The sequence below is a fragment of the Vibrio sp. ED002 genome (assembly GCF_023277445.1).
Taxonomy (GTDB): domain Bacteria; phylum Pseudomonadota; class Gammaproteobacteria; order Enterobacterales; family Vibrionaceae; genus Vibrio; species Vibrio jasicida.
In genome coordinates, this window is record NZ_CP080238.1 from 259,664 (window position 1) to 283,195 (window position 23,532).

30 protein-coding genes are annotated in these 23,532 nt (G+C 42.5%); 25 read left to right on the forward strand and 5 right to left on the reverse strand.

The window, feature by feature from the left end:
- The first annotated feature begins 705 nt into the window (after positions 1-705).
- The 5 genes from ITG12_RS01575 (at position 706) to ITG12_RS01605 (ending at position 3,429) form a co-directional block, all read left to right on the forward strand.
- A complete protein-coding gene (locus ITG12_RS01575; protein WP_173400293.1) occupies positions 706-876 on the forward strand; it encodes a hypothetical protein in 171 nt (56 codons plus the stop codon).
- A 13-nt stretch (positions 877-889) separates the two neighbouring features.
- Positions 890-1,147: a hypothetical protein gene (locus tag ITG12_RS01580; RefSeq protein WP_029857974.1), complete on the forward strand. Its 258-nt coding sequence runs from the start codon at positions 890-892 to the stop codon at positions 1,145-1,147.
- A 157-nt stretch (positions 1,148-1,304) separates the two neighbouring features.
- Complete coding sequence (locus tag ITG12_RS01590; protein WP_038882245.1) at positions 1,305-2,156, forward strand: hypothetical protein; 852 nt, start codon at positions 1,305-1,307, stop codon at positions 2,154-2,156.
- Between the two features lie 166 nt (positions 2,157-2,322).
- Positions 2,323-2,679 carry a hypothetical protein gene (locus tag ITG12_RS01595; RefSeq protein WP_038882247.1) on the forward strand — a complete coding sequence of 119 codons (357 nt, stop codon included), beginning with the start codon at positions 2,323-2,325 and terminating at the stop codon, positions 2,677-2,679.
- Positions 2,680-2,823: 144 nt separating this feature from the next.
- Complete coding sequence (locus tag ITG12_RS01605; RefSeq protein ID WP_038882248.1) at positions 2,824-3,429, forward strand: hypothetical protein; 606 nt, start codon at positions 2,824-2,826, stop codon at positions 3,427-3,429.
- A gap of 181 nt (positions 3,430-3,610) precedes the next feature.
- On the opposite strand, the gene ITG12_RS01615 is transcribed toward ITG12_RS01605, so the two are convergent.
- The gene (locus tag ITG12_RS01615) at positions 3,611-3,889 is read right to left on the reverse strand and encodes a type II toxin-antitoxin system RelE/ParE family toxin (protein ID WP_203343951.1); all 279 of its coding nucleotides are present in this window, start codon (positions 3,887-3,889) and stop codon (positions 3,611-3,613) included.
- Entirely contained in the window at positions 3,886-4,170 is a 285-nt protein-coding gene (locus ITG12_RS01620; protein ID WP_005398409.1) for a type II toxin-antitoxin system RelB/DinJ family antitoxin, read from the reverse strand. Before ITG12_RS01620 ends, ITG12_RS01615 begins: the two co-directional genes overlap by 4 nt.
- Positions 4,171-4,389: 219 nt before the next feature.
- Here ITG12_RS01620 and ITG12_RS01630 point away from each other — a divergent pair, with 219 nt between their 5' ends.
- The 12 genes from ITG12_RS01630 (at position 4,390) to ITG12_RS01720 (ending at position 13,334) form a co-directional block, all read left to right on the forward strand.
- Positions 4,390-4,743 carry a DUF6404 family protein gene (locus ITG12_RS01630; RefSeq protein ID WP_248873470.1) on the forward strand — a complete coding sequence of 118 codons (354 nt, stop codon included), beginning with the start codon at positions 4,390-4,392 and terminating at the stop codon, positions 4,741-4,743.
- Positions 4,744-4,896: 153 nt separating this feature from the next.
- Entirely contained in the window at positions 4,897-5,373 is a 477-nt protein-coding gene (locus tag ITG12_RS01640) for a GNAT family N-acetyltransferase (protein WP_038882495.1), read from the forward strand.
- Between the two features lie 250 nt (positions 5,374-5,623).
- Positions 5,624-6,862 carry an IS256-like element ISVa19 family transposase gene (locus ITG12_RS01650; protein WP_248873140.1) on the forward strand — a complete coding sequence of 413 codons (1,239 nt, stop codon included), beginning with the start codon at positions 5,624-5,626 and terminating at the stop codon, positions 6,860-6,862.
- A 1,909-nt stretch (positions 6,863-8,771) separates the two neighbouring features.
- Positions 8,772-8,987: a hypothetical protein gene (locus ITG12_RS01665; RefSeq protein ID WP_227741164.1), complete on the forward strand. Its 216-nt coding sequence runs from the start codon at positions 8,772-8,774 to the stop codon at positions 8,985-8,987.
- 292 nt (positions 8,988-9,279) lie between these two features.
- The gene (locus ITG12_RS01675) at positions 9,280-9,747 is read left to right on the forward strand and encodes a transposase (protein ID WP_227741165.1); all 468 of its coding nucleotides are present in this window, start codon (positions 9,280-9,282) and stop codon (positions 9,745-9,747) included.
- 280 nt (positions 9,748-10,027) lie between these two features.
- Entirely contained in the window at positions 10,028-10,225 is a 198-nt protein-coding gene (locus ITG12_RS01685; RefSeq protein WP_227741166.1) for a hypothetical protein, read from the forward strand.
- Positions 10,219-10,443 (forward strand): hypothetical protein, encoded by a 225-nt coding sequence (locus ITG12_RS01690; RefSeq protein ID WP_227741167.1) that lies wholly within the window; start codon positions 10,219-10,221, stop codon positions 10,441-10,443. The genes ITG12_RS01685 and ITG12_RS01690 overlap by 7 nt, the downstream gene beginning before the upstream one ends.
- A complete protein-coding gene (locus tag ITG12_RS01695) occupies positions 10,440-10,826 on the forward strand; it encodes a hypothetical protein (protein WP_038881829.1) in 387 nt (128 codons plus the stop codon). The genes ITG12_RS01690 and ITG12_RS01695 overlap by 4 nt, the downstream gene beginning before the upstream one ends.
- Before the next feature lie 658 nt (positions 10,827-11,484).
- A complete protein-coding gene (locus ITG12_RS01705; protein ID WP_248873471.1) occupies positions 11,485-11,835 on the forward strand; it encodes a hypothetical protein in 351 nt (116 codons plus the stop codon).
- Between the two features lie 157 nt (positions 11,836-11,992).
- Positions 11,993-12,298: a hypothetical protein gene (locus tag ITG12_RS01710; RefSeq protein ID WP_038881831.1), complete on the forward strand. Its 306-nt coding sequence runs from the start codon at positions 11,993-11,995 to the stop codon at positions 12,296-12,298.
- A gap of 195 nt (positions 12,299-12,493) precedes the next feature.
- On the forward strand, positions 12,494-12,739 hold the full coding sequence (locus tag ITG12_RS01715) for a hypothetical protein (RefSeq protein WP_038872154.1): 246 nt from the start codon (positions 12,494-12,496) through the stop codon (positions 12,737-12,739).
- 205 nt (positions 12,740-12,944) lie between these two features.
- Positions 12,945-13,334: an MAPEG family protein gene (locus ITG12_RS01720; RefSeq protein WP_038881832.1), complete on the forward strand. Its 390-nt coding sequence runs from the start codon at positions 12,945-12,947 to the stop codon at positions 13,332-13,334.
- A gap of 75 nt (positions 13,335-13,409) precedes the next feature.
- Here the strand turns inward: ITG12_RS01720 and ITG12_RS01725 are convergent, their stop codons facing one another.
- Positions 13,410-13,640: a PAS factor family protein gene (locus ITG12_RS01725; protein WP_038872158.1), complete on the reverse strand. Its 231-nt coding sequence runs from the start codon at positions 13,638-13,640 to the stop codon at positions 13,410-13,412.
- A 466-nt stretch (positions 13,641-14,106) separates the two neighbouring features.
- On the opposite strand from ITG12_RS01725, the gene ITG12_RS01730 reads away from it, so the two are divergent.
- Genes ITG12_RS01730 through ITG12_RS01740 form a run of 3 tightly spaced genes read left to right on the forward strand, consistent with a single transcriptional unit; the run spans position 14,107 to position 15,864 of the window.
- Positions 14,107-14,688: a DUF1287 domain-containing protein gene (locus ITG12_RS01730; protein WP_248873473.1), complete on the forward strand. Its 582-nt coding sequence runs from the start codon at positions 14,107-14,109 to the stop codon at positions 14,686-14,688.
- A 14-nt stretch (positions 14,689-14,702) separates the two neighbouring features.
- Positions 14,703-15,365 (forward strand): peptidase E, encoded by a 663-nt coding sequence (locus ITG12_RS01735; protein ID WP_248873475.1) that lies wholly within the window; start codon positions 14,703-14,705, stop codon positions 15,363-15,365.
- A complete protein-coding gene (locus ITG12_RS01740; RefSeq protein ID WP_248873476.1) occupies positions 15,343-15,864 on the forward strand; it encodes a tetratricopeptide repeat protein in 522 nt (173 codons plus the stop codon). The genes ITG12_RS01735 and ITG12_RS01740 overlap by 23 nt, the downstream gene beginning before the upstream one ends.
- A 479-nt stretch (positions 15,865-16,343) precedes the next feature.
- Here the strand turns inward: ITG12_RS01740 and ITG12_RS01745 are convergent, their stop codons facing one another.
- Entirely contained in the window at positions 16,344-16,805 is a 462-nt protein-coding gene (locus ITG12_RS01745) for a DUF417 family protein (RefSeq protein ID WP_042601289.1), read from the reverse strand.
- A gap of 130 nt (positions 16,806-16,935) precedes the next feature.
- Here ITG12_RS01745 and ITG12_RS01750 point away from each other — a divergent pair, with 130 nt between their 5' ends.
- The 5 genes from ITG12_RS01750 (at position 16,936) to ITG12_RS01770 (ending at position 21,319) form a co-directional block, all read left to right on the forward strand.
- Positions 16,936-17,412, forward strand: a complete 477-nt coding sequence (locus ITG12_RS01750; protein WP_042601290.1) for a GNAT family N-acetyltransferase — start codon at positions 16,936-16,938, stop codon at positions 17,410-17,412.
- Positions 17,409-17,888, forward strand: coding sequence for a GNAT family N-acetyltransferase (locus tag ITG12_RS01755; RefSeq protein WP_042601291.1), 480 nt, complete (start codon positions 17,409-17,411; stop codon positions 17,886-17,888). Before ITG12_RS01750 ends, ITG12_RS01755 begins: the two co-directional genes overlap by 4 nt.
- 211 nt (positions 17,889-18,099) lie before the next feature.
- Positions 18,100-19,518, forward strand: a complete 1,419-nt coding sequence (locus ITG12_RS01760) for an SLC13 family permease (protein ID WP_248873477.1) — start codon at positions 18,100-18,102, stop codon at positions 19,516-19,518.
- A 3-nt stretch (positions 19,519-19,521) separates the two neighbouring features.
- Positions 19,522-20,859, forward strand: coding sequence for an ATP-binding protein (locus tag ITG12_RS01765; RefSeq protein ID WP_038872180.1), 1,338 nt, complete (start codon positions 19,522-19,524; stop codon positions 20,857-20,859).
- Positions 20,846-21,319, forward strand: a complete 474-nt coding sequence (locus ITG12_RS01770) for a response regulator (protein ID WP_038872181.1) — start codon at positions 20,846-20,848, stop codon at positions 21,317-21,319. The genes ITG12_RS01765 and ITG12_RS01770 overlap by 14 nt, the downstream gene beginning before the upstream one ends.
- A 68-nt stretch (positions 21,320-21,387) precedes the next feature.
- Here the strand turns inward: ITG12_RS01770 and ITG12_RS01775 are convergent, their stop codons facing one another.
- Positions 21,388-23,097, reverse strand: coding sequence for an EAL domain-containing protein (locus tag ITG12_RS01775; RefSeq protein ID WP_038872184.1), 1,710 nt, complete (start codon positions 23,095-23,097; stop codon positions 21,388-21,390).
- Positions 23,098-23,532 lie beyond the last annotated feature (435 nt).

Genomic DNA, 23,532 nt, shown 5'->3' on the forward strand with positions numbered 1-23,532 from the left:
GCAACGCGCGGCATTTTTGCTATGCGTTGCGTTTAGTGTTTAAGGTGGTATGCGGAAGCATCGGTATAGCGTTGCTCACACCTTAACAGGGCGTTATGTTTTAATGTGATTTCAATGGCTTAAATGCCTTTGACTCGTTCTTTGCCCCTTTAGCTACTCGTTGGGAGTAGACTCAGCAAATCACGATTATCTGCCCCAATTCCTGAATTACTTAACCCGTAAAACATGCCAAGGTTCGCGGGTTGCTTCATTTAAGTTATCGGGTGGTTTGGTCGTCTTGTTTCTCTGGCTCAAAGTCGCTTTGGGCGTATTTCCCAATTAGCCAATAACCTTGGCAGTTGCCTCGGCAAATATCCATTGTTCTGCGCTGCTCGTGCTAAGAAAGGGCGCTTGTTGAGCCTTGATCTAGTTGCCTCATTAGCAGGGAAGTGGATTTACTCGTTGTTGGTTTGGCGCATCTGCCGGTCAAGTGGGTTCTAGCTTGTGACTTGGTTCAGAAATCTAGGTCTACATCTCAGTTCTTTGCCAAGTAAATCAACGGATTGTGCTAAAACATAACAAAGCATTTAAGACGGATTCTCAACGCTTGGCAATTTCAGTCTAGGTCGGCTTCAGTGCTAAATGTGGCAAGGTTTGAAGTTGGGTGGTCGCGTTGTTCACCACTTAATGCGGCGTTATACGAATCTGGATATAAATGGAGATTTTATGTCAGCAAAACAAAAGCTAAAGCGAGCACTGAGTGCAATTGATGATGCGCAAAGAGCGTTGAAGCGTGCAAGAAACACTTCACCTGAAAGCTCGGATATTCGTCGTGCACTGAGAGAATTAGATGATGCAGAATCAAATATTAAAAGATCAATTAGAGAATTAGATTAAGGTATTATAAAAAATGACACAGTTGTTAGGTATTAATATATTTCGCACAATTTCAGTTCCTTTCAATGGACAAACGTACACAATTCGTTTTGCTTCATCGAGTGATTATCAAGATAATTTTATGTTTGTCAGTAATGATGATACTGGTAATCAAATGAGAATCGCATTCGATTCAGATACAGCTCATTCATACAAAGCTTCAAATGATGAAACCCTTTCCCGAGTTGTTTTAAAGATTATTGGCGAAGAAATTAAAGCTGGTCGTATATAAATTCGTATAACAAACTGTTTAAGAGTGATTCGTAACGCGTGGCATTTTTACCATGCGTTGCGTTTAGTGTTTAAGGTGGTATGCGGGAGCTTCGGTATTGCGTTGCTCACACCTTAACAGGGCGTTAGGTGCTAAAGGTAATTTAGAAAGGAATACAGTGAAAAGAAATCAAAGATGTTTTGGTCGAAATGCCAATCGCTCTCGATGCGGGAGGCATGGCGAGTGGCGATTCTTTTGTTCGGAGCACAAAAATCAGTGGTTAGGATGGTTAGCTTTTTTGATCTTTACTGTTTTGGCTGGGACTGCCTCAATTGTTGGTTGGTTAGCTCCTCATTTTCCATCGGATGAAAAAACAAGCGCGTTGTATATAAAAGGCGCTCGTTTTGAGCCTGTACATAATTTTTTCATCTCTAATTACCAAGGCTTCCCCAATGACTTGTATGAAACATCGTTTTTATACTTAACAGTTTTGAACGTTAGTGATGCAGACATTTATATTACTTCACTTGAGGTGATTGATGTAAATAAAAGAGGGATATTGTCAAATTCATACTCGAGTGCGGGTCTTAGTGATGACATAAGTAAGAACACGGTAGTAAATATACCTGCAGGTAAGGAGGTTGAAATTGGTTACTCTGGTGGCTTTAAGTTTTCTGGATTAGTGAAAGAATTAGATTTGAAAAGCTTTTCAAAAGAATACTATTTTTCAGATACGTATCCTAAATTCTCTTCAAGAACTAACCTAGTTCAAGAATTTAATAATAGATTAGAAAATGTATTAGGCGGGGAAGCGAAAATTAAGGTTAGGTTGTATGCAGGCAATCGAGTTCTTATTCACGAGCATGTTTTTGATATTACCAATGGTACCGATATCTTTGAAAAAAGTGGGAAATTACAACATTCATTCATGTTAGGAGACTTAATTCACCACCTTAATTCGCCATACTCGAAAGAAGCACTTGATGGGGCGTTAAAGCCGTCAAGTGATAATAGCCCCCCAAACACTTAGGAAGGGGAGTAACGCACCTAACAAGCAATTTAAGAGGGATTCACAACGCTTCGCATTTTTGCTTTTACTTCAAATTTAGTGTTTATGGCACAATGCTTTAGGTTTGGGTGGAGGCGTTGTTCACCCCTTAATTGGGCGTTATGCGCCAGAAAGGTGAGTTGGTAAAATGAATGAATTAGAAAAATCTATTATCCAATTTATTTTTAGCTCTTATCCAGATGACTTCAAAAACACCTGTATTTCTGAGCTAATTGTATCAGAGCGTGAATATACGGGAGCTGGTGTTATCGTATGCTTCGAAAAACGAGGTAATGTCGTAACTAACTCTAAGGCAGTAAACTTTATTGGTCCTCTAGTTGAATCCTCAGCTTTGGAACTGGGTGCAGAGACTGTTTTAAGTGTTAATAATGGTCGCCTTGACTGCCTAGATATTCTAGTTAGAGGCTGTGGCGACATTAAAGCTGTTACAAGTTATCGGTTAATCGATGAAGACGTTAATTTCGTGTGTGATTCAAGCGCATAACAAATTGTTCAAGAGTGATTCGGTACGCGTGGCATTTTTACTATGCGTTGGTTTTAGTGGTTAAGGTGGTATGCGGAAGCTTCGGTATTGCGTGCCTCACACCTTAACAAGGCGTTATGAATCACTTTGGTTAAGAGGTAAAAAGTGGCATACATAGAATATAATTGGGTAAAGAACGAACACCCTATAAGGTTTAGTGAGTATGCTTCTGACATGGGAATTAATCTTCGCACATTATCCTACGATAACGTAAAAGCGGATGTCTGGGATTGGATTGACTCTAAAATCCGAAGCAAGATTATGTCTGAGTTAGATTATGTGTGGGAAGATGAATTTGAAACGAGTTTATCTTCGGTTAATCAGGGAATCTACGTAATTACTATCGCGGAAAATTTAAGTATTGATTATGAAGGGGAACCATCAAAAGTACTTTATATTGGTCGTGGTCAACTGCGTGCGCGAATTGGTAATCACTTAAAGTTTTGGCTCAGAAATTTATCAGATTCTCTGCAAGATATAGCTATACACGTTTGGATGACTGAAGTGAAAGTTCGAGGAAACAGTGATGCCTATAAAGATGTAGAATCAGACTTAATCTCACATTTTTATGAAAAATTTGGTATGTATCCGTTGAGAAATGCCAAGTTTGGTGACTGGCATGAGCGAATCCATGATTATCACAAGGATTGGAATCTACCACTTAGAAACCCAACCAGTATTAAATTGGGATGGTCTATACGTCCCTTGTAAAGTAATCCTTGGTATAAAAATTTGGTGTTGGACGACTGATTCATAACAAACTGTTTAAGAGTGATTCGCAACGCGTGGCATTTTTACTATGCGTTGTGTTTAGTGGTTAAGGTGGTATGCGGAAGCATCAGTAGTGCGTTGCTCACACCTTAACAGGGCATTAGTTCCCCAGAGGAAGCAATCAATCCGTAGGGAATTTTTGTTTCTGGTGGAGTACACGCATAACTCGAATGATATCGCCCTCGACCCAGTAAGAGATAATCATCGAAATCTCAGGAATAATGAGTAATCGTCCGCGGATGCCATCTCGTTGTACACCCATTAAAGGTTGTTCAAGCAAGTTTTCTACTTTTGCTTCAATGAGGTTGTCAGTTTTTTCTGCCGCCTCAGGGTTGAAGTCATAGAGAAACTCGAAGATCTTTTCACGATCATTAAGTGACTCTTCTTCCCATAAAATCATTGCTTACCTCGATTACGGATTCTGGCTTTGCGCTCTTCCATTCGAGACTTAGCCGTTTGGTGTTCAACGAAAACGGATTTTCCTGAGTCAAACTTCTCAAATGCTAGGTTTACTTGTTCAGTTAGCCATGCATCGTGAGATAATGTTTTTCTTTGTTGTTCAGCGAGTTGCTCAGTAAGTTCACGGCAAGCATCACTTAGAGTTCGACCTTGGCTCTCAGCCATTTGTTGAGCTAGGCGTTTTGTTTCTTCATCAACACGAAATTGAATTCTAGTGTCCATGATGTATTCCTTTGTTGGTGTGTGTACAAATGTTAGCACTAGGCTTTGAGATGGGCAACTAACAAACAATTTAAGAGTGATTCGGCACGCGTGGCATTTTTACTATGCGTTGGTTTTAGTGATTAAGGTGGTATGCGGGAGCATCGTATTGCGTGCCTCACACCTTAATTGGGCGTTAGGTTTCTCCGCGGGAAACATCGAATTCGAGGAATTTGGATCATGGATTATGAAACGAAGCTACAACTTGCGCACAAAGAGTTAAGTGACAAAGGTGTTTGGAAGTCGAACTACAATCCTCCACTTGTAAGGTTGTTAAGTAAACTCGGACTATGTTTTCCGCCGCCTTATTATCAGAGTTTTTTTGCAAACGTTATGCTTTGTGTGGCTTTCTTTGCTCCTGTTTGGGGAATCTTCCAATGGTTTCTTGTGTGGGACGAGCTAGGCAAACCAGTTTTAGAAGCGGTTTATATCTCGTTACTTACTGGCGCATTGTTTGGTTTAGTTATGGCAACCTTCTACTACATTAGGCGCAAGCAATTAAATCTAACAGATTGGGGTTCATTGGGAGAATAAGCCCAAAACCTAACAAACTGTTCAAGAGGGATTCGCAACGCGTGGCATTTTTACTATGCGTTGGTTTTAGTGATTAAGGTGGTATGCGGCGGCATCGGTATTGCGTTGCTCACCCCTTAACAGGGCGTTAGGTGCTTGAAGGAAAAGGTAAGTATGGAAATTTCTTTTCAGCAGATAAACATTGATGATTTCGAATTGTGCGTTGCTGCGAGAAAAGATGCATACTTTTGTAGTTTTGGGCATTACGATGGTTTCGACGATTTCATCAATGGTTATCGTGAACGAGTATTAGACCGGTTAGCTACATCAGGATGGTTCTATATCCATATATTTGTAGATGGTCAGTTTGCAGGGCAGTTAGAGTTTCGTAGCTTTTCACCCGAGCCGGAGACTGGCTATGTGCATCTCATTTACTTAAAGCCGAATTTTCGTGGTTCAGGACTCGCTGCAAAATTGCAGGATTATATTGTAAGCACTTTGAGTAAAGCGGGTTGTTTGCGTGCAGTACTCTCAGTAAGCCGAACTAACCATCGAGCTCTCACATTCTATAAGCGCCATGGTTGGGAGTTCGTGCGCAAGAATCCCAAGCACGATGAAACAGACTTTTACCAACTTTGGCTACGCACCTAACAAACTGTTTAAGAGGGATTCGCAACGCGTGGCATTTTCACTATGCGTTGATTTTAGTGATTAAGGTGGTTTGCGGCGGGTTCGGTATTGCGTTGCTCACCCCTTAACAGGGCGTTAGTTTGCAAAAGTAGAAAAGCGTTTTTGGTCAAAGAGAGCTATGCTGATTTCTGGTGTATGGAAGAGAAAGGAAGTTGCGGTGTAATCTGTTGATGCAGTTCTCCCCAGAACGATTAACAGAAAGGTACACCGCATGACTGATAATACTGTTGTTTCACTGAATACACCACAAGACCCACTTACTGAACTGATACGTCAAGGGGCTAGAGATTTGATTGCACAAGCTGTTGAAGCTGAGCTTCAACAGTTACTTGCACAACACCAGAATGTTATGGTTGACGGCAAGCAAGCTATCGTTCGCAACGGTTTCTTACCTGAGCGAACCTTGCAAACCGGTGTCGGTGATGTCGAAGTGCAAATTCCTAAGGTAAGAGATCGCTCAGGGCATGGCGTCAAATTTAATAGCAACTTGATACCACCGTATCTCAAGCGAACAAAGAGCGTTGCAACACTGCTCCCGTTACTCTATCTCAAGGGAATATCTACGGGCGATATGCTGCCTGCTCTGGAGTCTCTGCTTGGTAAGGATGCGAAAGGCCTGTCAGCCAACAGCATCTGTCGCCTCAAAGAGCGCTGGTATGCGGAGTACGAACAGTGGCGTAAGCGTGACCTCGGTAGGCGCCGCTATGTTTACATTTGGGCTGACGGTGTTTACTGTCACGTTAGGATGGACGATAAGCTCTGCTTACTCGTCATCATTGGTGTCGATGACACTGGACGCAAAGAAGTCCTTGGCGTTCTGGATGGTCATAGAGAGTCAGAAGCAAGTTGGACGGAACTCATTGAGCAGCTACGAGCGCAGGGATTACAGTTAGCACCGAAGCTCGCCATCGGAGATGGCGCGCTTAGCTTCTGGAAAGCGGTTGCTAAGTGCTGGCCTCAAACGACTCAGCAACGATGCTGGGTACATAAGACGGCGAATGTGCTTAACAAGGTGCCCAAAAGCGTACAACCACGAATGAAGGAAGCACTGCAAGATATCTGGATGGCAGAGACTAGAGATGATGCTTATCACGCCTTCTCAACCTTCCAGAAGCGCTTCGAAGCCAAGTATCCAAAGGCAACCGACTGCTTGGTGAAAGATAAAGCTGAAATGCTGGCGTTCTACGATTACCCAGCAGAGCACTGGGTTCATATCAGGACAACCAACCCAATAGAATCGATGTTCGCCACAGTACGTTTACGCACGAACAAGACGAAGAACTGTGGAAACAGAAAGACTACGTTGATGATGGCCTACAAGTTAATGCGCAGTGCAGAGACGAAGTGGCGTCGTCTACGAGGTTTTGCACTCCTAGCGGATGTTGTGAAAGATGTTCGCTTCATCAATGGAGTGAAAGAAATGGAGACTCATCAACAAGCTACTGCATGATCTTCCATACACCACATTTGACAATAGCTCGGTCAAAGAGCCTAGTCCTGTTTTTGTGCTCTACACCTGCTCGTTTTTCGAAAGTTGTGCAACCAAATCTCATCACGCGTAGGGTGTTTTTCGGCTCTTTGGGTTCAAAGTTATTCATTTCTCCGCATCAGTAACTTTGGTCGCTTAGTGCATCTCGCGCGGCTTCTTTTTTTTGTGGCTAACTCACTAACGAATGGCTTTGTCGCACTTGGTTGTTAGGTTTGTCGAATGAATCCTTTGTCAGCGAAGGTGCTTCAAACTGTGGTTGTTTATCGCATGTCGCTTCTTAGCCAAGTGCGTTTTGTTGTTTGGGTTTGAGTTCCGTAGTTTTCAGTTTTACATTGGCGCTCAAAGCCAGTAGTTTTGTAACCAATTCAGCACCTTGTCGCTAAACTTTGGCTGAATCATGTAGGCAAACTAACAAAGCGTTTAAGACAGATTCCCAACGCTCGGCATTTTCAGTTTGGGTCAGCTTTAGTGTTTAAGGTGGCAATGTTTTAGGTAGGGTGGTGGCGTTGCTCACACCTTAACAGGGCGTTAGTCGCCAGAAAAAGCTAGCAGTCAAAATCATGTTTCTAAGCTCAAAACTTGGCTACTGGTTGTTTGATTCATAGTTCCATCTTCGACGGTCAAAGCTCAGTTTCATCGGTTCTAAGTCAATGCATTGCTATTTTCCAAGCGGTTGTTTCGTTCTTTGGTGGTGATAGGGCGGGGCAATCGAAAATCTGTTTTTGGTTGCAACTCCGCTCGGTGAGTTTGTTGGTACAAAAGCCAATTTACTCGCTGAAATGACGTTTTCTCTGGTGTTGTAAGTTCCACGTGGTTTCAGTGACTTTGTTGAAAGTCCGCACTGTGAGATTAGCTTTCCAAAGGCGCTATTTGGTGTTGTCCGTCCGTTTTCTGCGGTGTTGTTTGTTCCAAGTGGTTTCATTGAATAGCTGCTTTGCGACTACGCCTGACTTAAATGCATCAAAGCACATAAAATTTGTTGTTTGCAAAATTTAGTTCGGCTTAAAATTGTCGCTCGGTGCCTCGCGACTAACAAACTGCTCAAGAGGGATTCGCAACGCGTGGCATTTTTACTATGCGTTGAATTTAGTGATTAAGGTGGTTTGCGGCGGCTTCGGTATTGCGTTGCTCACCCCTTAGCAGGGCGTTAGTGCGGGTTTGACATCAAAGGTCATAAGTTTTGGTGTTTATCTGTTTGGCGCTCGTTTTTACACCTTTCAGTTAGTGCCTTTCACGTTCTTTCCGGTGGCACTATATGCGGAGTGTTCGCTTTGATTTCACCGTTTACGGCTTCTAACTCTCAGCCTATTTCTTTGGCGCTTCTTCATTTTCGTGTTGGCTTTTGAGAGAGCCTTGATTGCTTGTGGTGTGGCTGTTGAAGTACGAGGATAGAATCCTTTTCTAATTTGAAGTCAGTAAAAGTAGGGGAGTTCAGTACGTTTTTCTTCTAGCCAACTTTTGTCTTTCAATCGGAGTAAAGTTTTGTAGCTGCCCGTCTCACTTCAGTGTTCAAAGCCTTTCATATCATGCCACTTTTCAATATCTTGGAGCGCATAAATAGAAGTAGCGCATGTACTAACAAATTGCTTAAGAGTGATTCGTAACGCGTGGCATTTTTACTTTGCGGTGGCTTATGTGATTAAGGCGCTGTGCGGTAGCTTTTGTATTGCGTTACTCACACCTTAGCAAGGCGTTAGTTTGCAAGAGGAAAAACGCGCCTATATCGCAAGATCTAGTGGTAAAAGCTTAAAGTCGAAATTGTCATATCGGCACTTAATTTCAGTGTTAACTTGCGTGGTGTAAACTTAAAATTGGTATCGTTTCAACGGTTGATTTGTTCTTTGGTGCGGCGATTTTTGGGTTAACTGAGTTGAACTTTTTTGCTGAGACTCTGCTCGTTGAGTTTGTTGGAATAAAAGCCGATCTACTCGCTGAAGTGACGCTTTCTTTGGTGTGGCAAGTTCCACGTGGTTTCAGTGACTTTGTTGAAAGTCCGCATTGTGAGATTAACTTTCCAAAAGCGCTTTTTGGTGTTGTGAGTTCGTTTTCTGCGGCGTTGTTTGTTCCAAGTGGTTTCATCAAGTAGCCGCTTTGAGACTACGCCTGACTTAAGTGCATCAAAACACATAAAGCTTATTGTTTGCAAAGTTTAAAATAACGTAAAATAAACGCGTTGGGTTTGCAAACTAACAAACTGCTCAAGAGGGATTCGCAACGCGTGGCATTTTTACTATGCGTTGAATTTAGTGATTAAGGTGGTTTGCGGCGGCTTTTGTATTGCGTTGCTCACCCCTTAGCAGGGCGTTATGTGACCGAGTACCCCACGTTTAGTAGACACTTTACTAAGTTAGATCTAGGGTCTAATTGAGAGGTGATTTATGGCTAAACATCGTAATCCAGCGTACACCGAAGAGTTCCGCAAAGAAGCAGTGCGCTTGGCCAGTCTTCCTGGCCGAACGGCTGTCTCCGTTGCCAAGGAGCTGGGCATCAGTGCCCAGCAGATCCGGAACTGGAAGCGCCAGTTCACACGTCTATCTGATAAACAGTTTAACACCTTTTCCGGAGAAGTTTCTCCCTTATTGTTGGTTGCGCTAAAAGTTGAGCCTCAGAATACTTTACTTTTACTATCTGAAAGCCCAGAGTCTTTTGACAAATGGTTAAATGAGCTAGATGGTATGGTGTTCACAGACCATACCTGCAATGAGGCGAATCGGTTAGAAAAGCTAAGAGTTGATTTATTAGCAGCAATGAAATCTTACTCTAGAAAACAGCCGGATAAGCTAAAATCAATGGCTGACGCACTTATTGAAAGGTTGGAGGTTATAAACGTGAGCGTGATAGATTAAGCCAATGCTAGCAGCCAGCTAACAAAGCATTTAAGATTGATTCGCAACGCGTGGCATTTTTACTATGCGTTAGTTTTAGTGACTAAGGTGGTATGCGGCGGCTTCGGTATTGCGTTGCTCACCCCTTAACAAGGCGTTATGTAGCCGAGTAAGTTCGAAGATGTAATTGATAATCATGTAACTGTGCTTTCCTTCTCAAGGTCTTATTTTTAATCAGTTTTTAGTAATGTAGATTTGCTTTAAAAGTGTAGGCTAGTTTGTGTTTAAATGCGGAGGTCTCATGGTTAAACATATTTATCAACAATACAATTCTCTTAAAGAAGGTGAAAAAGAGTATCTTACATTAAACCCTCACCATGCTATAGCAATAAAAGAAGCGAAAGATGTTGCTTTTTTCGAAACAGAATCTCGCTTTGGCATTAATGGACACAATGATAAAGCGATGCATTTCGTCATTGTTTTTGGTCTGCGATGCTAGCTCGTGACATTGGATACAAAAATGCTCTCGAATTTACGACAGCACATGAAGACTTTCCGGAAAACCCAGAAAATGAAAAGGTCATGGATTTACACAATAATAAAGTTGGTATTCGGTTAGGGTTATCAATGGCGAGTAATGATAAACTTGCACATTATTGTTACACTTCATTGCTAGCAGGTCGTCTTAAGGTAATAAAGAAAGAGAAGAAAAAATGAAAAAATTGGTTATGATTTTCTTTATTTTACTTCAAGTATCCTGTTCAGATACAAATGATATACAACTAAGATTAAATGACAGTAGTGTCGATTTTTCTGAAGTTGTCGAAGGTGATTGGAATCGAGTCTGTTTTTTAGGTCCGTACTCCAATAATACTGCTGCTCGTTCTTTGCTGGGATTCGACTGGGATGCTGAGAATCTAAGTAGAATATCAGATTTAGATAGTATTACACTTTTATTATTTGCTAATGATGACGAAGTTATTAAATATAGTGAATTATCAAGGGAAATTGATTTTTCACTTTTTAGTAATACATGTATAAAACGTACTGAGGCAAAATTTAGCATTGGTGTGAATGATGTAGTCAATGTAGGAAGGTAAAAATAAAAGTCACCTTGGTTGTAACACATAACAAATTGCTTAAGATTGATTCGCAACGCGTGGCATTTTCACTATGCGTTGGTTTTAGTAGTTAAGGAGGTATGCGGCAACTTCGGTATTGCGTTGCTCACCCCTTAATAGGGCGTTATGTGACTCTTCTGTTCATTTCATTGATTTGATAACTAGAATAAGATAGGTGAAAGAACTAGATGAAGTTAAATTAAATCTAAAGCGATCAAGGTAGATGCTTATAAATTATTTTCTTATAGATCACCGAAGTGCCCTAATATATATGGCTACAAAATATTCTCGGTAGAATGTTTATTCTAAGCCATGCCGGAAATTATCACAAAGATGCTCTTGGGTGTTTGATATCAGGTAAAATTTGGGTGGGGGGATGGCCAAATCTCATTACTATGTAGGTAATAGTAAATCGGTTCTTAAAGAAATTTATGTTGAAATCGTGAGCTATGAAAAATTACCATAAATATATCTGATCAACTGGAGCAGTAATAATGATAAGGAATATGGTAATTCTTATACTGTCCGCTTTTTGTTCAGGGCTGCTGCATGCTAAAACCCCAGAGGTAAGTCTTTTGCATAACTGGATGATAGAAAACTACAAATCTATTGAACCGAACCTTGAAAAAAAGAAGCTTTGGAAACAATTCCTACACTTTTTTCTTTGGTAGAAATTTGGAAATGTAGAGACGGGGCTATTTCTGGAGAAGTTTCGCCTTTATTGATGGTTGCACTAAAAGTTGAGCCTAAGAATACGTTACTTTTATTATCCGAAAGCCCAGAGTCCTTTAACGATTGGCTAAATGAGTTAGAAGGGATGGTGTTTACAGACCTTACTGGTAATGAGGTAGCTCGGTTAGAAAAGTTAAGAATTGATGTATTGGCAACAATGAAATCTTACTCTAAAGAGCAACCGGATAAGTTCAAACCGATGGCTGACGCTCTTATTGAAAAGTTGAAGGCTATAAGAGTGAGCGTAATAGATTAAATCAGTGCTAGCAGCCTGCTAACAAAGCATTTGAGAGTGGCTCGCAGCGCGTAGCATTTTTTCATGCGTTTACTTTTTTCTCAACGTGGTTTGTAGAGGTTGTTGTATTATGGCGATCTCACTTTAACAAATCGTATGGCTACTCAAGGGCGTATATATGTCGTTTTGGATTTTAGTTCCACTTTTATTTATTCACCTTGGTTTGGGGGGATTGATTGCTTTTGGTTTGGTTTTTTTGGTTTGCGCAGAGCGCCGAGTTTCAATTTCTAAGTTTAATAATGATGTTTGTGTGGCTTTGTGGTTTGCATATAGCATATCAATATTCGCTAGTGTTGTTTTAGTTTCTTATTACCACTTAACAAATGGTCAGGCTTCTTATTATTTTTGGCTCGCAATGCCTTGGGCTGTATTGGTTGTTCTGATTACGTATTGGAACGCAACAGCCGTCAAAGTTGAAGAGTAAACGATTCAAAATTTATTTATCTAACCACATACGTACCATCCAATAATCTAAGTGATTCCTGCTTCAATGGTGCCCATGTTACATCATTAACGCTTCACAATGTGTCTTCTGGACTAAATTCAAAATTGCATTGACGATATGATTAACTGTAGGATTGTACTCAGCCTTTGTTCTTTAAGTTTACAAGGAGTGTTAATGAAAAAGGTCGAACAGTTTGAGTCCAGATTAAAGAAAATAGATGTCTTCCTGACGGTTGTTGTAGCGTTATTTGCTGCTTTTGGTGTATTTTCATCTATAGCATCTGGGATCCAGTTTGGTTTAGGGCTGATTATTTCCGCTTTGATGTTATGGGTGACTAAATTTTTTGTATGCGGTATTTCATATACCTTCATACAAATAGCTAAGAATACGAATCCTAACACTATTGATGAAGACGCCTAATTGATAAGGCTCTTACCATTCATTATGGTATAAACGTTTGCCATAGAGAGCCCACTTCTAAGGAACAACTTATGGAACGAGTTTACAATTGACTTGTACTAATGCAGTACAAATTAGGTACTAAATCATGAGTAATCCGGCTTATAGTGAAAGTATCGCTCATAATTTTAGAATTAACCTCTCGCGGTACCAACTAGGATGAAACATGGATATTTTGATTTTTTGTCTAATCGTAGCGGCTTTCTTACCTTATGTAGCCAAAATACCTGTGGCAATTGCTATGCATAAAGCGGGCGGCTATAACAATAATTACCCTCGCGAGCAGCAAGCTGGCTTGAAAGGATTTGGCGCTAGAGCATTAGCGGCACATCAGAACGCTTTTGAATCTTTGATAGTTTTTGCCTCTGCTGTTCTACTTGCAATATCGACAGGTGCAGTAAATGAGAAGATTCAGCTCTTAGCGTTAGCGCATATCGTTTTTAGAATCGCTTACCATGTTCTTTATTTATTGAACTTCGGTGTTTTACGGTCAATTTCTTGGGCAATCGCGATGGGGAGTGCGTTTGGGATTATGGGGCAGTGTATCTCTGGTTGAGGACAGAGGAGAGTTTATTTCCTTGAAGAAAAACGGCCCGCCAGGGGAGTAGGGCCGTTAAAAGTGCAAAGTTGATTAACGTTCAGGAGTCGCTAATAGTCTAACTGCACTATCTACCGCATTGTCGATACCTTGACGACTTTCCAGTTTACCAGAGCTTGCAGGACCGAGTGCACATGCATACAGAGCAAGCTGCTTATCAAAGGGCAGATCTAACTGCTCATAAAGGTTCTGGCGTATTTTCGCGTGGTGTTCCGGTTCTTGGTTAGCAAGGTTGACAAGCGTGTCATAAATAAGCGTTTTCATATAATTCCTTTTCTATTGCACGGGGTGCATATGTATTGTATTCGATTACAATTCGAAATTCAGAAGCCCCAATCACAGAAAAGTGGTCTGATATAAATTCGTGGTGCGAAGTAACCAAGTCGTTGGTGGGAGTTAAATAACTTGTAAATCATAGTGATAGGAATTCACTCTTCGTAGCTTCGTTGCTTGTTTACAACCGGGAAAGTTGTTCATGTGGTCGAAAAGCGTAAAGCTAATCTCGGGGTAGCTTTTTGATTCTGGTCGTACAAATTATATGAAATCAACTTGAAGCGTGTCCTACATTAGATAAAAAGCCCGTCGGTGAATTTGACTCTACCGAGAAGTTTACGCAGTTTAAAAGCAATTCTTATTGGTCTTATCGAACAACCTAAAGTCAATCTCTCTGCAACCGATAAAATAGTGTTGAAGTATTGGGTGGCTTTGATGAAAAGGACTTTAACTTGTTATGGGAAAATTCATTGTCATGTGGGCGGTTCTTGTTAGCTTGCCAGCTATAGCAGAACAACCTATTTCGCTTGCTGAGGCAGCAAAAGAACGAACACAGTACGACATTACTTATGATGGAAGTTATTACCAAATTGGCTACCCGAATGGCGATGTTGCTTCTGATATCGGGGTGTGTACCGATGTTATTATTCGTAGCTATAGAAAACTAGGTGTCGATCTCCAAGTCCTTGTTCATGAAGACATGAGAGATAACTTTTCTGCATATCCATCCAAACGAATCTGGGGCTTAACTCGTACTGATAGAAATATTGATCATCGCAGAGTTCCAAATTTACAAATGTTCTTTCAACGTCATGGGGTAGAAATACCTATCTCGAATGATGGTCATAATTTCAAGTCTGGTGACGTTGTCACGTGGATGCTCCCTGGGAACCTCCCTCATATTGGTATCGTTGCCGATGACTTATCGACAGACAAACGACGACCTTTGATTGTTCACAATATAGGAGGAGGTGTCGTACTGGAGGATATGTTGTTTGATTACCTTATAATCGGTCATTATCGGTTTGAGCCAAAATAGAAGGAACTCATCTTTTGCAAAAACATTGCGTCGTTCTTGGCGGAGGCGGTTGGATGATGGGAGAGATCCCAAGCCAACTCGATCAATACATCTTGTCTTTAACGGGCAAGAAGAACCCGAAAATCTGTTATCTCTCTACCGCAACCGGAGATTCGGAAGAAGTCATCACCCGTTTCCACAATGCTAAGCTGAGCGAACACCTTACACACTTTCCTCTGTTCAAGTTAGAGAAAGGCTGGCGAACCAAGTTGCTAGAGCAAGATGTGATTTACGTTGGCGGTGGCAATACCCGTTCTATGCTGGCTCTATGGAAAGAATGGGGTATCGACGACATTCTCAAAGAGTGTTACAACCGCGGCATCATACTTTGTGGGATGAGTGCAGGCGCCATTTGTTGGTTTGATTATGGGATTACAGACAGCGATCCAGAGGCTTACTCCATCATCAAAGGCATCGGTCTTTTACGAGGTTTAGCATCTGCTCACTTTATTGAGAACGACGAGAAACACGACCTATTCGAGCGCTTTGCTCATAGTCATCTTGATGCGACCTGCTACGGCCTCAGTGATTATGCCGCGCTGCATTTTGTTGATGGTAAGCCAAGCAAAGTCATTTATAGCAGTGAGGACGCACAAATCACAATCCGAAATGGCAATGATGAAATTTCAAAGAGATAGGCCCAGCTTAGGTGCGGTTACTCGATTGTGTAAAAGCGGGAGTAAATGTCTTCTCTTTTGGTTTCGAAGGCACTCAGAGGCGTTACAGTGGCAACAAATTTTGTTGTCTGACAGCTTACGAGTGCTAGGCAACTACCGAGCATCAATAACTATTGGGGAGCGTGTCGCGAAAAGTGCTTTGGACCATAAGCATCAATTTTGGGCTTTGCACGTTGTCGCAACATCAAAACAGTATATAGGGGACTATGATGAGGCGACGAGCGTGTTTATACAAAGCCAAGCGTTTGCCACTGAGCTGTATTTGAGCTTTAGTTATCAGCATTTGGGCAAGTTGTATGTAGAGCAGGGGCGATTGAAAGAGGCAGAATCGCTGTTTAATGCGGCTCTCAACATCAGAAAAAAATACGACAAGCCCCTTCTGAAGGCATCAACGTTAAAGGCGCTGGAAGGATTAAATGCGCTAAGAGAGCACGGAACAAGGAGTGTAGATGAACCGTAAGATTTGGCTTTTTCTAGCCATTGTATTGCTAAGTGGACCTTCCGTGTTACCTATTAGCCTAGAAGTATTCTTTCTCGTTGAGTTAGTTGGTTTTCTAGGAATATGGTCAATCTGTTCCAGCTATTTGCACGCTATCTTTGCTCACCCTTTTACCCGGCGATTTTGGGCATGTTTTTCAAGCCCAGAGCAGCATTTACTTACTCACCTTCAAATAATGGAACTGATACGTTATCCGTCTCTCCTCGTTCATATGTTGCCTTATCGAAGCGTCATCGCGTGGTCCGTCCCTTTATTCGCTGTTGCTCAGTTTCTGACTGGCCTTCGTTTTTAATGTAGAAACTCATCAATAGGCTCTGCTGATACTATTGGGGTGGACAATAAGCGGTGATGATGTCGGGTTAAACGTTTTTACGGCAAACAAAAAGCGCCATATCGTCATGGCGCTTTCTCTTTTCTATCTCTCGATACTTTTCCTAAAACTAGGCGATAGCTGGCGTCAAACTTGGTTTGTTTCGCTCAACCACGCTGATTGAAATCGCTAAGAACAGAATATCTTTTACAAGGAAAAAGTTCGCGATCAAAACACCGTCGGAAACTTTCCATGTATTTGGTGTCGTAACTAGGAAGCTCAGTGTCGCGAGGAAGATAACGCTTGCAGCGATACCGGACCAGTAGGCTACGGTTGGTTTTTTCAATCCAACCAATAGGCCGAGTGCGACGATGATTTCGGTTAAGCCAATGATATTAGACACGGCTTGAACGGAAATGATGCCATATAGCCAAGACATGGCAGGGTGATTTACCACCAAAGGTTCAATGAGTTTGGCTTCGGTTGGAGTGAATTTATAAATACCTAACCAAATAAGAACAAGGGCAACGCCAAATACGCCAAGGTAATAACCAAATTGTGTCGGTTTTTGGGAAACAGATGATGCATGCATAATAACTTCTCCTATAAAAGCATGTTTTTAAATGACCGACGGTTGAAATATAAAATTCTTGAATTTATGGTTATATAAAATAACGAATATCTATATAGCGAATGATTAAGCAATAAAAGGGTTAGCTTAAATGGAATTTCTCCCTGTCGATTTATCTCTTCACTTGGATTTATGCATCGCGTTTCGCAGAGATGCGTATGAGGTGAGTTTTGGACATCAAAATGGGTTTGATACCCAAGAAATTACCTTTTGGTTTGCGTCTATTGCAGAAGATCCTGAAGCGGGGTTCTTTCATGTGAGCAAAGATGGTGAAATTATTGGTCAACTGGAATGCCGGCATCCAATTCTTGATGATGAAGGGTTAAGATTTGGCTACATTAATCTGCTTTATTTACTACCCAAGTTTCGAAATCAAGGGTTAGGCAAGCATTTACAAGACTTCTTGCTAAAACGTTTTGCTGATGGTGGTTGTACGTACGCGAGATTACGCTACATACCCGGTAATGATGCAGGTGAACGTTTTTATTACAAAAATGGCTGGCGTCCGGTGGGGGAACCAAGTGAACGTGGCCAATTAATGCAGATCGATTTATTGGAGGACGTATGATCATAATTCGTGACTTTCAAGAAGAAGATGCCCCGAAACTTTGGGCACTTTTCTTTAACACGGTCCGAAACGTCAATCGCAGAGATTATACCGAGCAACAAGTGAAGGCTTGGGCGCAAGAGGGATTTGACTCCCAACTGTGGTTAAAGAAGATGATATCTATCCAGCCGTTTGTCGCTGTGCTAGATGGTGTCATCGTTGGTTATAGCGATGTGCAGCCTAGTGGATTAGTCGACCACTTTTTTTGCCATCATGAATATCAAGGGCAAGGCGTAGGGCGTGCATTGATGACCCATGTAATCAAGCAAGCAGACGCAAAAGGGCTGGATAGGATCTATTCAGAAGTGAGTATTACCGCTCGTCCTTTCTATGAGCGCATGGGTTTTACTGTCGTGAACGAGCAGCAAATCGAAGTCCGCGGTGCTACGTTAACCAACTATGTAATGGAAAGGCACTTAGACAAAAAGGATGTGTGATCAATAAATAATCCTCGCTCAATTAGTGAGCTTGAACACAGATACCGCATGTTTTCTGCGGTGAATAAGAGTTCATTGATCTAACACCAGAATTTCTCCTCAAAAGCGCGCGCATAATTTCTCTTCGGAGTGGCGAAAAAGGAAGCCAGTTAAAACAGCTCCTTACGTCAGTTATCTCACGGCAAACCATCTCAGGAAGAGAAGTAGTACTATGCGCCCTTATCTCAAATACATCATCCCAACGGTGATCCCTTTGCTCATTTTGTTGATGCCACTGTCAGTGTTTCCATTCGAAGGTATGACCATCATTCAGCAGCGCGTTATCGCGATATTTTTGCTTGCTGCACTCTGTTGGGTATTTGAACCGATCCCAATTTACGCCACCTCTGTGGTGATCATCGTGCTTGAGTTGTTGCTCGTTTCCAACAAGGGCCTGATTTTCTTTCGGCTTGATGAAGGGGAGCCTCATTTTGGTGAGTTACTGCAATACAGTGACATCATGGCGACGTTTGCTAGCCCAATCATCATGCTGTTCTTAGGGGGATTCTTCCTCGCGATGGCGGCCACCAAGTATCGATTGGACGTCAACTTAGCGCGCGTGCTGCTTAAGCCGTTTGGACAAAACCCGAAATACGTCATGCTGGGTTTAATGCTGATTACTGCAATCTTCTCGATGTTCATGTCGAACACAGCAACGACAGCAATGATGTTGTCCATCTTGACGCCGGTTATCGCGGTGTTTGGCCCGAAAGATCCAGGGCGCATTGCGTTTGCGTTGTGTATCCCAGTCGCAGCAAACATCGGCGGTATTGGTACTCCAATAGGTACACCACCGAACGCGATTGCATTGAAATACCTAGTGGGTGATAACCTCATTACCTTCGGTGAATGGATGGTATTTGGCGTCCCGTTTGTCATTGTGATGATGGCACTAGCATGGTTCCTGATCGATTTTCTCTACAAAGCTGAGACGACCAAAATTGACCTCAACATCAAGAGTAAATTCTTGAAAACACCGAAAGCCATCATTGTGTACATCACGTTTGCAGGCACGATTCTGCTCTGGTTGATGGGCTCGGCGCACGGTATGAACTCTTACACGGTGGCTTTGATTCCAGTCGCGGTATTTTCACTGACGGGCATCATCAACAAAGAAGATCTGAAGAAGATTTCTTGGGACGTGCTTTGGTTGGTATCTGGCGGTATTGCGTTGGGTCTTGCACTAGACAAGACAGGTTTGGCGAGGCTGGTGGTTCACAGCATTCCATTTGATGAATTCTCGCCTTATGTAGTGCTGTTCGGTGCGGCGTTCTTATGTTTGCTGATGGCGAACTTTATGTCTCACACGGCGACGGCCAACTTACTGATGCCAATCATGGCGGCGCTTGGTACCTCAATGGCATCGTTAACACCACTCGGTGGTGAAGTGACGTTGATTCTCGTAGTGACCTTTGCAGCTTCGCTTGGTATGTCTCTGCCAATCAGTACGCCACCAAACGCATTGGCTCATGCGACAGGGCATGTGCAAACTAATCAAATGGCGCGTGTTGGTGTCGTGTTAGGTGTAGTAGGTGTATTGCTCAGTTTCTTGATGGTGTGGATCCTTCACACCGTTGGACACATTGGTTAAGTCATGTACGAAAGTAAATTAGATACGCTGGTGGAGCGTTATTTCAATCATATCGAGCGTCGCATTACGGTATCGGCAGGCTCGGTATTGATTGAGCAAGACGGCTACAACGAGCGACTCTACTACGTGCTGTCTGGAGAGCTTGCCGGTTATTTCTCTGAGGATGGCAAAAAGCAGACTCAAGTATTTGCGGCATCTAAGGGCGCGTTTATTGGCGTGCACAGTTTCTTCTCTGGAACGTGGACTGCCTCTTCGACGGTGATTGCTCAAACGGACGTTGAGTTAGCGTGGATTGAGCGCAATACGCCAGCGGTCGAAGCAGGTAAGTATGGTCCTTTAACTGCACAGTTTATGCCGGTGATGGTCAACGAGCTTTCTCGCCGTCAACGCCGAGCGATGCAAGAAGCGCTGGGTAAAGAGAAGGCATTGCAAAAGCTGCATACCGCAGAGCAAATGACAACACTTGGCCAACTTGCAGCAGGCATTGCCCATGAGCTCAACAATGCTATTGGTGTGGTGAGCAGCAAATCAGAGCGTTTGGAGTCGGTGATCATGGGATTGCTCGAAGAGGTCCATCCTGAGGCAAGCCAGTTCTTCGATTTCGGTTTGATGCAAGGGCAGAAAATCTCATCGAGTGAAGCAAGAACGCGAGGGCGCCATTTTGAGAAGTTCTATGGTTTGCCAAAAGATCTGGCCCGAGAATTAGCTCGCGCTGTGCCAACCGATTATCTCAATGAGCATTGGTTAAAGCGTCCAGAAGAAGCGATTCGTTACTGGCAGATGGGCCGAGACTTGCACGACTTACGCATTGCCTCAAAGCACACCGTTGGCATTGTGAAGTCAGTGAAGCAATTAGGTCGTACCGACATAGACAAAGAAGAAGGGCTCAGAGTTAATGACTCGATAAACCAAGCACTTGCATTGCTACAAAGCGATTTAAGACGTGTAAGTGTGCGTTTTAGTCCGGCTGATTTACCTCTGTTCGTAGGCTCGCAAACCGAACTGGTGCAAATCTGGGTCAACATTTTGAAGAACGCTTGTGACGCGCTAAGAGAGACTGAGTCACCAGCGATTGAGATACAAACGCGGGTAAGCAAGAACAAGATTCTAGTGACTATCACCAACAATGGTCCTGAGATTGACGAAGTTACACGTAGAAAGATTTTCCGACCAAACTTCACCACTAAGAAAGGTGGTCTGTCGTTTGGATTGGGGTTAGGGCTGTCGATAGTGAAACGCATCGTGGCGGGTTATAACGGCTCAATCGCGGTGAAAAGTGACAGTGAAAAAACCATATTTAGAATTAAACTACCGGTAGAGGATGAACATGGACAAGCTTAATTTAATTTGCGTTGATGACCAGCGAGAGGTGTTAAGCGCGGTTCTGCAAGACTTACAGTCGTTAGGCCAATGGCTCAACATTGAAGATTGCGAGTCTGCCGATGAAGTACTTGAATTAATGGATGAGTTAGATGCAGACGGAGAGATGATTGCGCTTATTATTTCTGACCATGTGATGCCAGGTAAAACTGGTGTGGAATTGTTAACAGAAATTTCTAAAGACAGTCGTTTTCTACGCACTCGAAAAGTATTGCTAACCGGGCAGGCGACGCACACGGACACCATCAATGCGATTAACTCTGCGGGTATCGACCGTTACTTCGAAAAACCTTGGCAGGCAGAGCAATTGGTGGAGTGTGTGAGAAACTTGGTGACAAAGTACATCTTCGATATGGGCTTAGACTACACCGAATACCACGAGCACTTAGATCAGAATGTCGTGTTTGACCGCTTGAGATAATCGAATGCTCCTGAGCTGAGTAGGATGTTTAGCTCAGGATGCATTCTCGCGATTTTTAACTGGAGTGATTATTGACTCAAGGTGTATCGACTCGCACTTGCGACAGATAAAGGTTTAGAAAACCAGAAGCCTTGCAGGTAATCGACACCCATCTCAGCAAAAAAATCGCGCATTTTAGCATCTTCAATTCCTTCGATGACCACCTCAATGTTCTGCTCAAAACACATGCTGATCAAGAATTTCAAGTACTCTCGAGACGAACGGTTTGTTAGAGTCTTCCATGCCATTAACTTATCTATCTTGATTTGCGTCATCGGTAAATCGAAGAAGCAATTCAAAGAACTGTAGCCTGCACCAAAATCATCGAGTGAGAGCGCAAATCCGAGTTCACTTAATGTGTTGAGGGGGGCGATAGCCGCTTGGTTATTATCCAGAATAAAGGTTTCTGTTAGTTCGAGAACGATCGCTTTGGGTTCGACGCCTGCCTTATCCGCCATTGCTTTTATCTTGCTCGGAAACTCACTATTGAGAAGCTGTAATACCGACACGTTCACGTTCACACGCACTTGGTTCTGATAACGTTCACGATAGCTTTTAATGAACTTGCAAGCTTTTTCAAAGACTTGGTACCCCAGCTCGACTATCAAGCCTTTATTTTCTGCGACAGGAATAAATTCATCAGGATAGATTTCACCAAACTCTTTACTGCGCCAACGTACCAGAGACTCGAAGCTGACCACTTGTAAATCGGATGCTCGGACAATCGGCTGAAATTTCACGCTCAGTGTTTTCTCTTCAAGTGCATTTTTCAAGCCTTGCTCAATAAAGAAGTAACGGTCCACCGCATGTTGCGTTTTTTGGCTGTATACCGCGATGCGATCTTTGTTTTTCTCGCTGGCATATTGACAGGTGCGTGCGGCCTTGCGGACAATTTCTTCAGCTGAGTGCTCAGGATCGATAGAAGGGTAGAGTCCGATACTGATATTACTGCCCAAATATTGGCCTTCTTCGACTACCGCATCATGATAATTCTGTTTGATGGTTTGTGCATAAGTGTGCAAATCTTCGAGTGGTATTTCATCGAGCACCAAAATAGCGAAATCATCATCATGAACACGGTAAACGGTGCAGTTGGGCGAAGGCAAATGGCTGAGTGTCTGCAATAGTTTCTCGACTAAGCCATCGACCAGCTCACTACCATACTGGTTGAGGTAAGATTTGATTTCTTCTATCTGGATATAAAAAATCGATGCTTGGCTACGGTTTGATTTCACGAGTTCATCGATATTGAGAAGCAGATGTGCACGGTTTGCCATACCGGAAGCGTTGTCATGAAAGGCCACTTGATGAATGTAGCTTTCCATTAGTTTTCGCTCAGAGATATCGCGATGGCTGCCGACCATATAGTGGCCGTGCTCGGTTTCTTTGGTCATCGCAACACCTTCAATCCATACGTATTGTCCGTTGGGTTTACGCAATCGATAGGTAGTGGTGACACGCGTGTTGTCGGTGTTGATATGGGCATCGACACGCTTAGACAGACGCTCTCTGTCTAAAGGGTGCACTAAGTCCAACCATCTATCTAGATTGATACGGCCCGCATTGATGCCAAATTGCTCATAGAATCGCTGGTTATAGAAAGCCATAGTGCCGAACTCATCCATGTAAAAGAGTCCTTCACTAAACACATCGAAGATGTGGATGAAGCGTTGCTCTACGATCTGAAGAAACTCACGATCGTGTTCGGAAATGGTTTGATCAACCTTGTTGGTGGTCAAGATGCTTCCTCCGCAATCCTAGCAGCGTTGAAGATAAATAGATAAGTCGAGCTACACGCTGATGACATTTTGGGCGGTTATCCTTTCACACTGCATACGAAACAAGTCGATTCAGGTTGGTTAGCTGTGATGTTAATGAGCTGACTTCGCTTATGTGGAATAGAAATTATATTAGAGTAATGCGACTAATAATCGGCATTTATAAAACTTAGTCAACAGTAAATACCATTTGTACGAAAGAGTTATTGATTCAACACCCAAATTATCAAAAATCAGACAAGAGATGATGATAAATTGGACTAAGTCCATAAATTAAAAGTGGTTTTTAGGGAGGCGAATGTCTCATATATTGACTTAATACTCATTAATTTTAATTGATAGTGAATTCTTATAACGATGAATGGTCAGATCCCTTATAATGCGTTTGCTAAATAA

Excerpts from the sequence above, each read along its gene's own strand:
- ITG12_RS01740 (WP_248873476.1), top strand. The coding sequence starts at position 15,343 with ATGATGAAATTTCAAAGAGATAGGCCCAGCTTAGGTGCGGTTACTCGA.
- ITG12_RS01620 (WP_005398409.1), bottom strand. The coding sequence starts at position 4,170 with ATGGACACTAGAATTCAATTTCGTGTTGATGAAGAAACAAAACGCCTA.
- ITG12_RS01640 (WP_038882495.1), top strand. The coding sequence starts at position 4,897 with ATGGAAATTTCTTTTCAGCAGATAAACATTGATGATTTCGAATTGTGC.
- ITG12_RS01685 (WP_227741166.1), top strand. The coding sequence starts at position 10,028 with ATGGTTAAACATATTTATCAACAATACAATTCTCTTAAAGAAGGTGAA.
- ITG12_RS01725 (WP_038872158.1), bottom strand. The coding sequence starts at position 13,640 with ATGAAAACGCTTATTTATGACACGCTTGTCAACCTTGCTAACCAAGAA.
- ITG12_RS01745 (WP_042601289.1), bottom strand. The coding sequence starts at position 16,805 with ATGCATGCATCATCTGTTTCCCAAAAACCGACACAATTTGGTTATTAC.
- ITG12_RS01750 (WP_042601290.1), top strand. The coding sequence starts at position 16,936 with ATGGAATTTCTCCCTGTCGATTTATCTCTTCACTTGGATTTATGCATC.
- ITG12_RS01755 (WP_042601291.1), top strand. The coding sequence starts at position 17,409 with ATGATCATAATTCGTGACTTTCAAGAAGAAGATGCCCCGAAACTTTGG.
- ITG12_RS01770 (WP_038872181.1), top strand. The coding sequence starts at position 20,846 with ATGGACAAGCTTAATTTAATTTGCGTTGATGACCAGCGAGAGGTGTTA.
- ITG12_RS01720 (WP_038881832.1), top strand. The coding sequence starts at position 12,945 with ATGGATATTTTGATTTTTTGTCTAATCGTAGCGGCTTTCTTACCTTAT.
- ITG12_RS01650 (WP_248873140.1), top strand. The coding sequence starts at position 5,624 with ATGACTGATAATACTGTTGTTTCACTGAATACACCACAAGACCCACTT.
- ITG12_RS01575 (WP_173400293.1), top strand. The coding sequence starts at position 706 with ATGTCAGCAAAACAAAAGCTAAAGCGAGCACTGAGTGCAATTGATGAT.
- ITG12_RS01695 (WP_038881829.1), top strand. The coding sequence starts at position 10,440 with ATGAAAAAATTGGTTATGATTTTCTTTATTTTACTTCAAGTATCCTGT.
- ITG12_RS01710 (WP_038881831.1), top strand. The coding sequence starts at position 11,993 with ATGTCGTTTTGGATTTTAGTTCCACTTTTATTTATTCACCTTGGTTTG.
- ITG12_RS01730 (WP_248873473.1), top strand. The coding sequence starts at position 14,107 with ATGGGAAAATTCATTGTCATGTGGGCGGTTCTTGTTAGCTTGCCAGCT.
- ITG12_RS01580 (WP_029857974.1), top strand. The coding sequence starts at position 890 with ATGACACAGTTGTTAGGTATTAATATATTTCGCACAATTTCAGTTCCT.
- ITG12_RS01675 (WP_227741165.1), top strand. The coding sequence starts at position 9,280 with ATGGCTAAACATCGTAATCCAGCGTACACCGAAGAGTTCCGCAAAGAA.
- ITG12_RS01760 (WP_248873477.1), top strand. The coding sequence starts at position 18,100 with ATGCGCCCTTATCTCAAATACATCATCCCAACGGTGATCCCTTTGCTC.
- ITG12_RS01630 (WP_248873470.1), top strand. The coding sequence starts at position 4,390 with ATGGATTATGAAACGAAGCTACAACTTGCGCACAAAGAGTTAAGTGAC.
- ITG12_RS01690 (WP_227741167.1), top strand. The coding sequence starts at position 10,219 with ATGCTAGCTCGTGACATTGGATACAAAAATGCTCTCGAATTTACGACA.
- ITG12_RS01765 (WP_038872180.1), top strand. The coding sequence starts at position 19,522 with ATGTACGAAAGTAAATTAGATACGCTGGTGGAGCGTTATTTCAATCAT.
- ITG12_RS01615 (WP_203343951.1), bottom strand. The coding sequence starts at position 3,889 with ATGATTTTATGGGAAGAAGAGTCACTTAATGATCGTGAAAAGATCTTC.
- ITG12_RS01715 (WP_038872154.1), top strand. The coding sequence starts at position 12,494 with ATGAAAAAGGTCGAACAGTTTGAGTCCAGATTAAAGAAAATAGATGTC.
- ITG12_RS01595 (WP_038882247.1), top strand. The coding sequence starts at position 2,323 with ATGAATGAATTAGAAAAATCTATTATCCAATTTATTTTTAGCTCTTAT.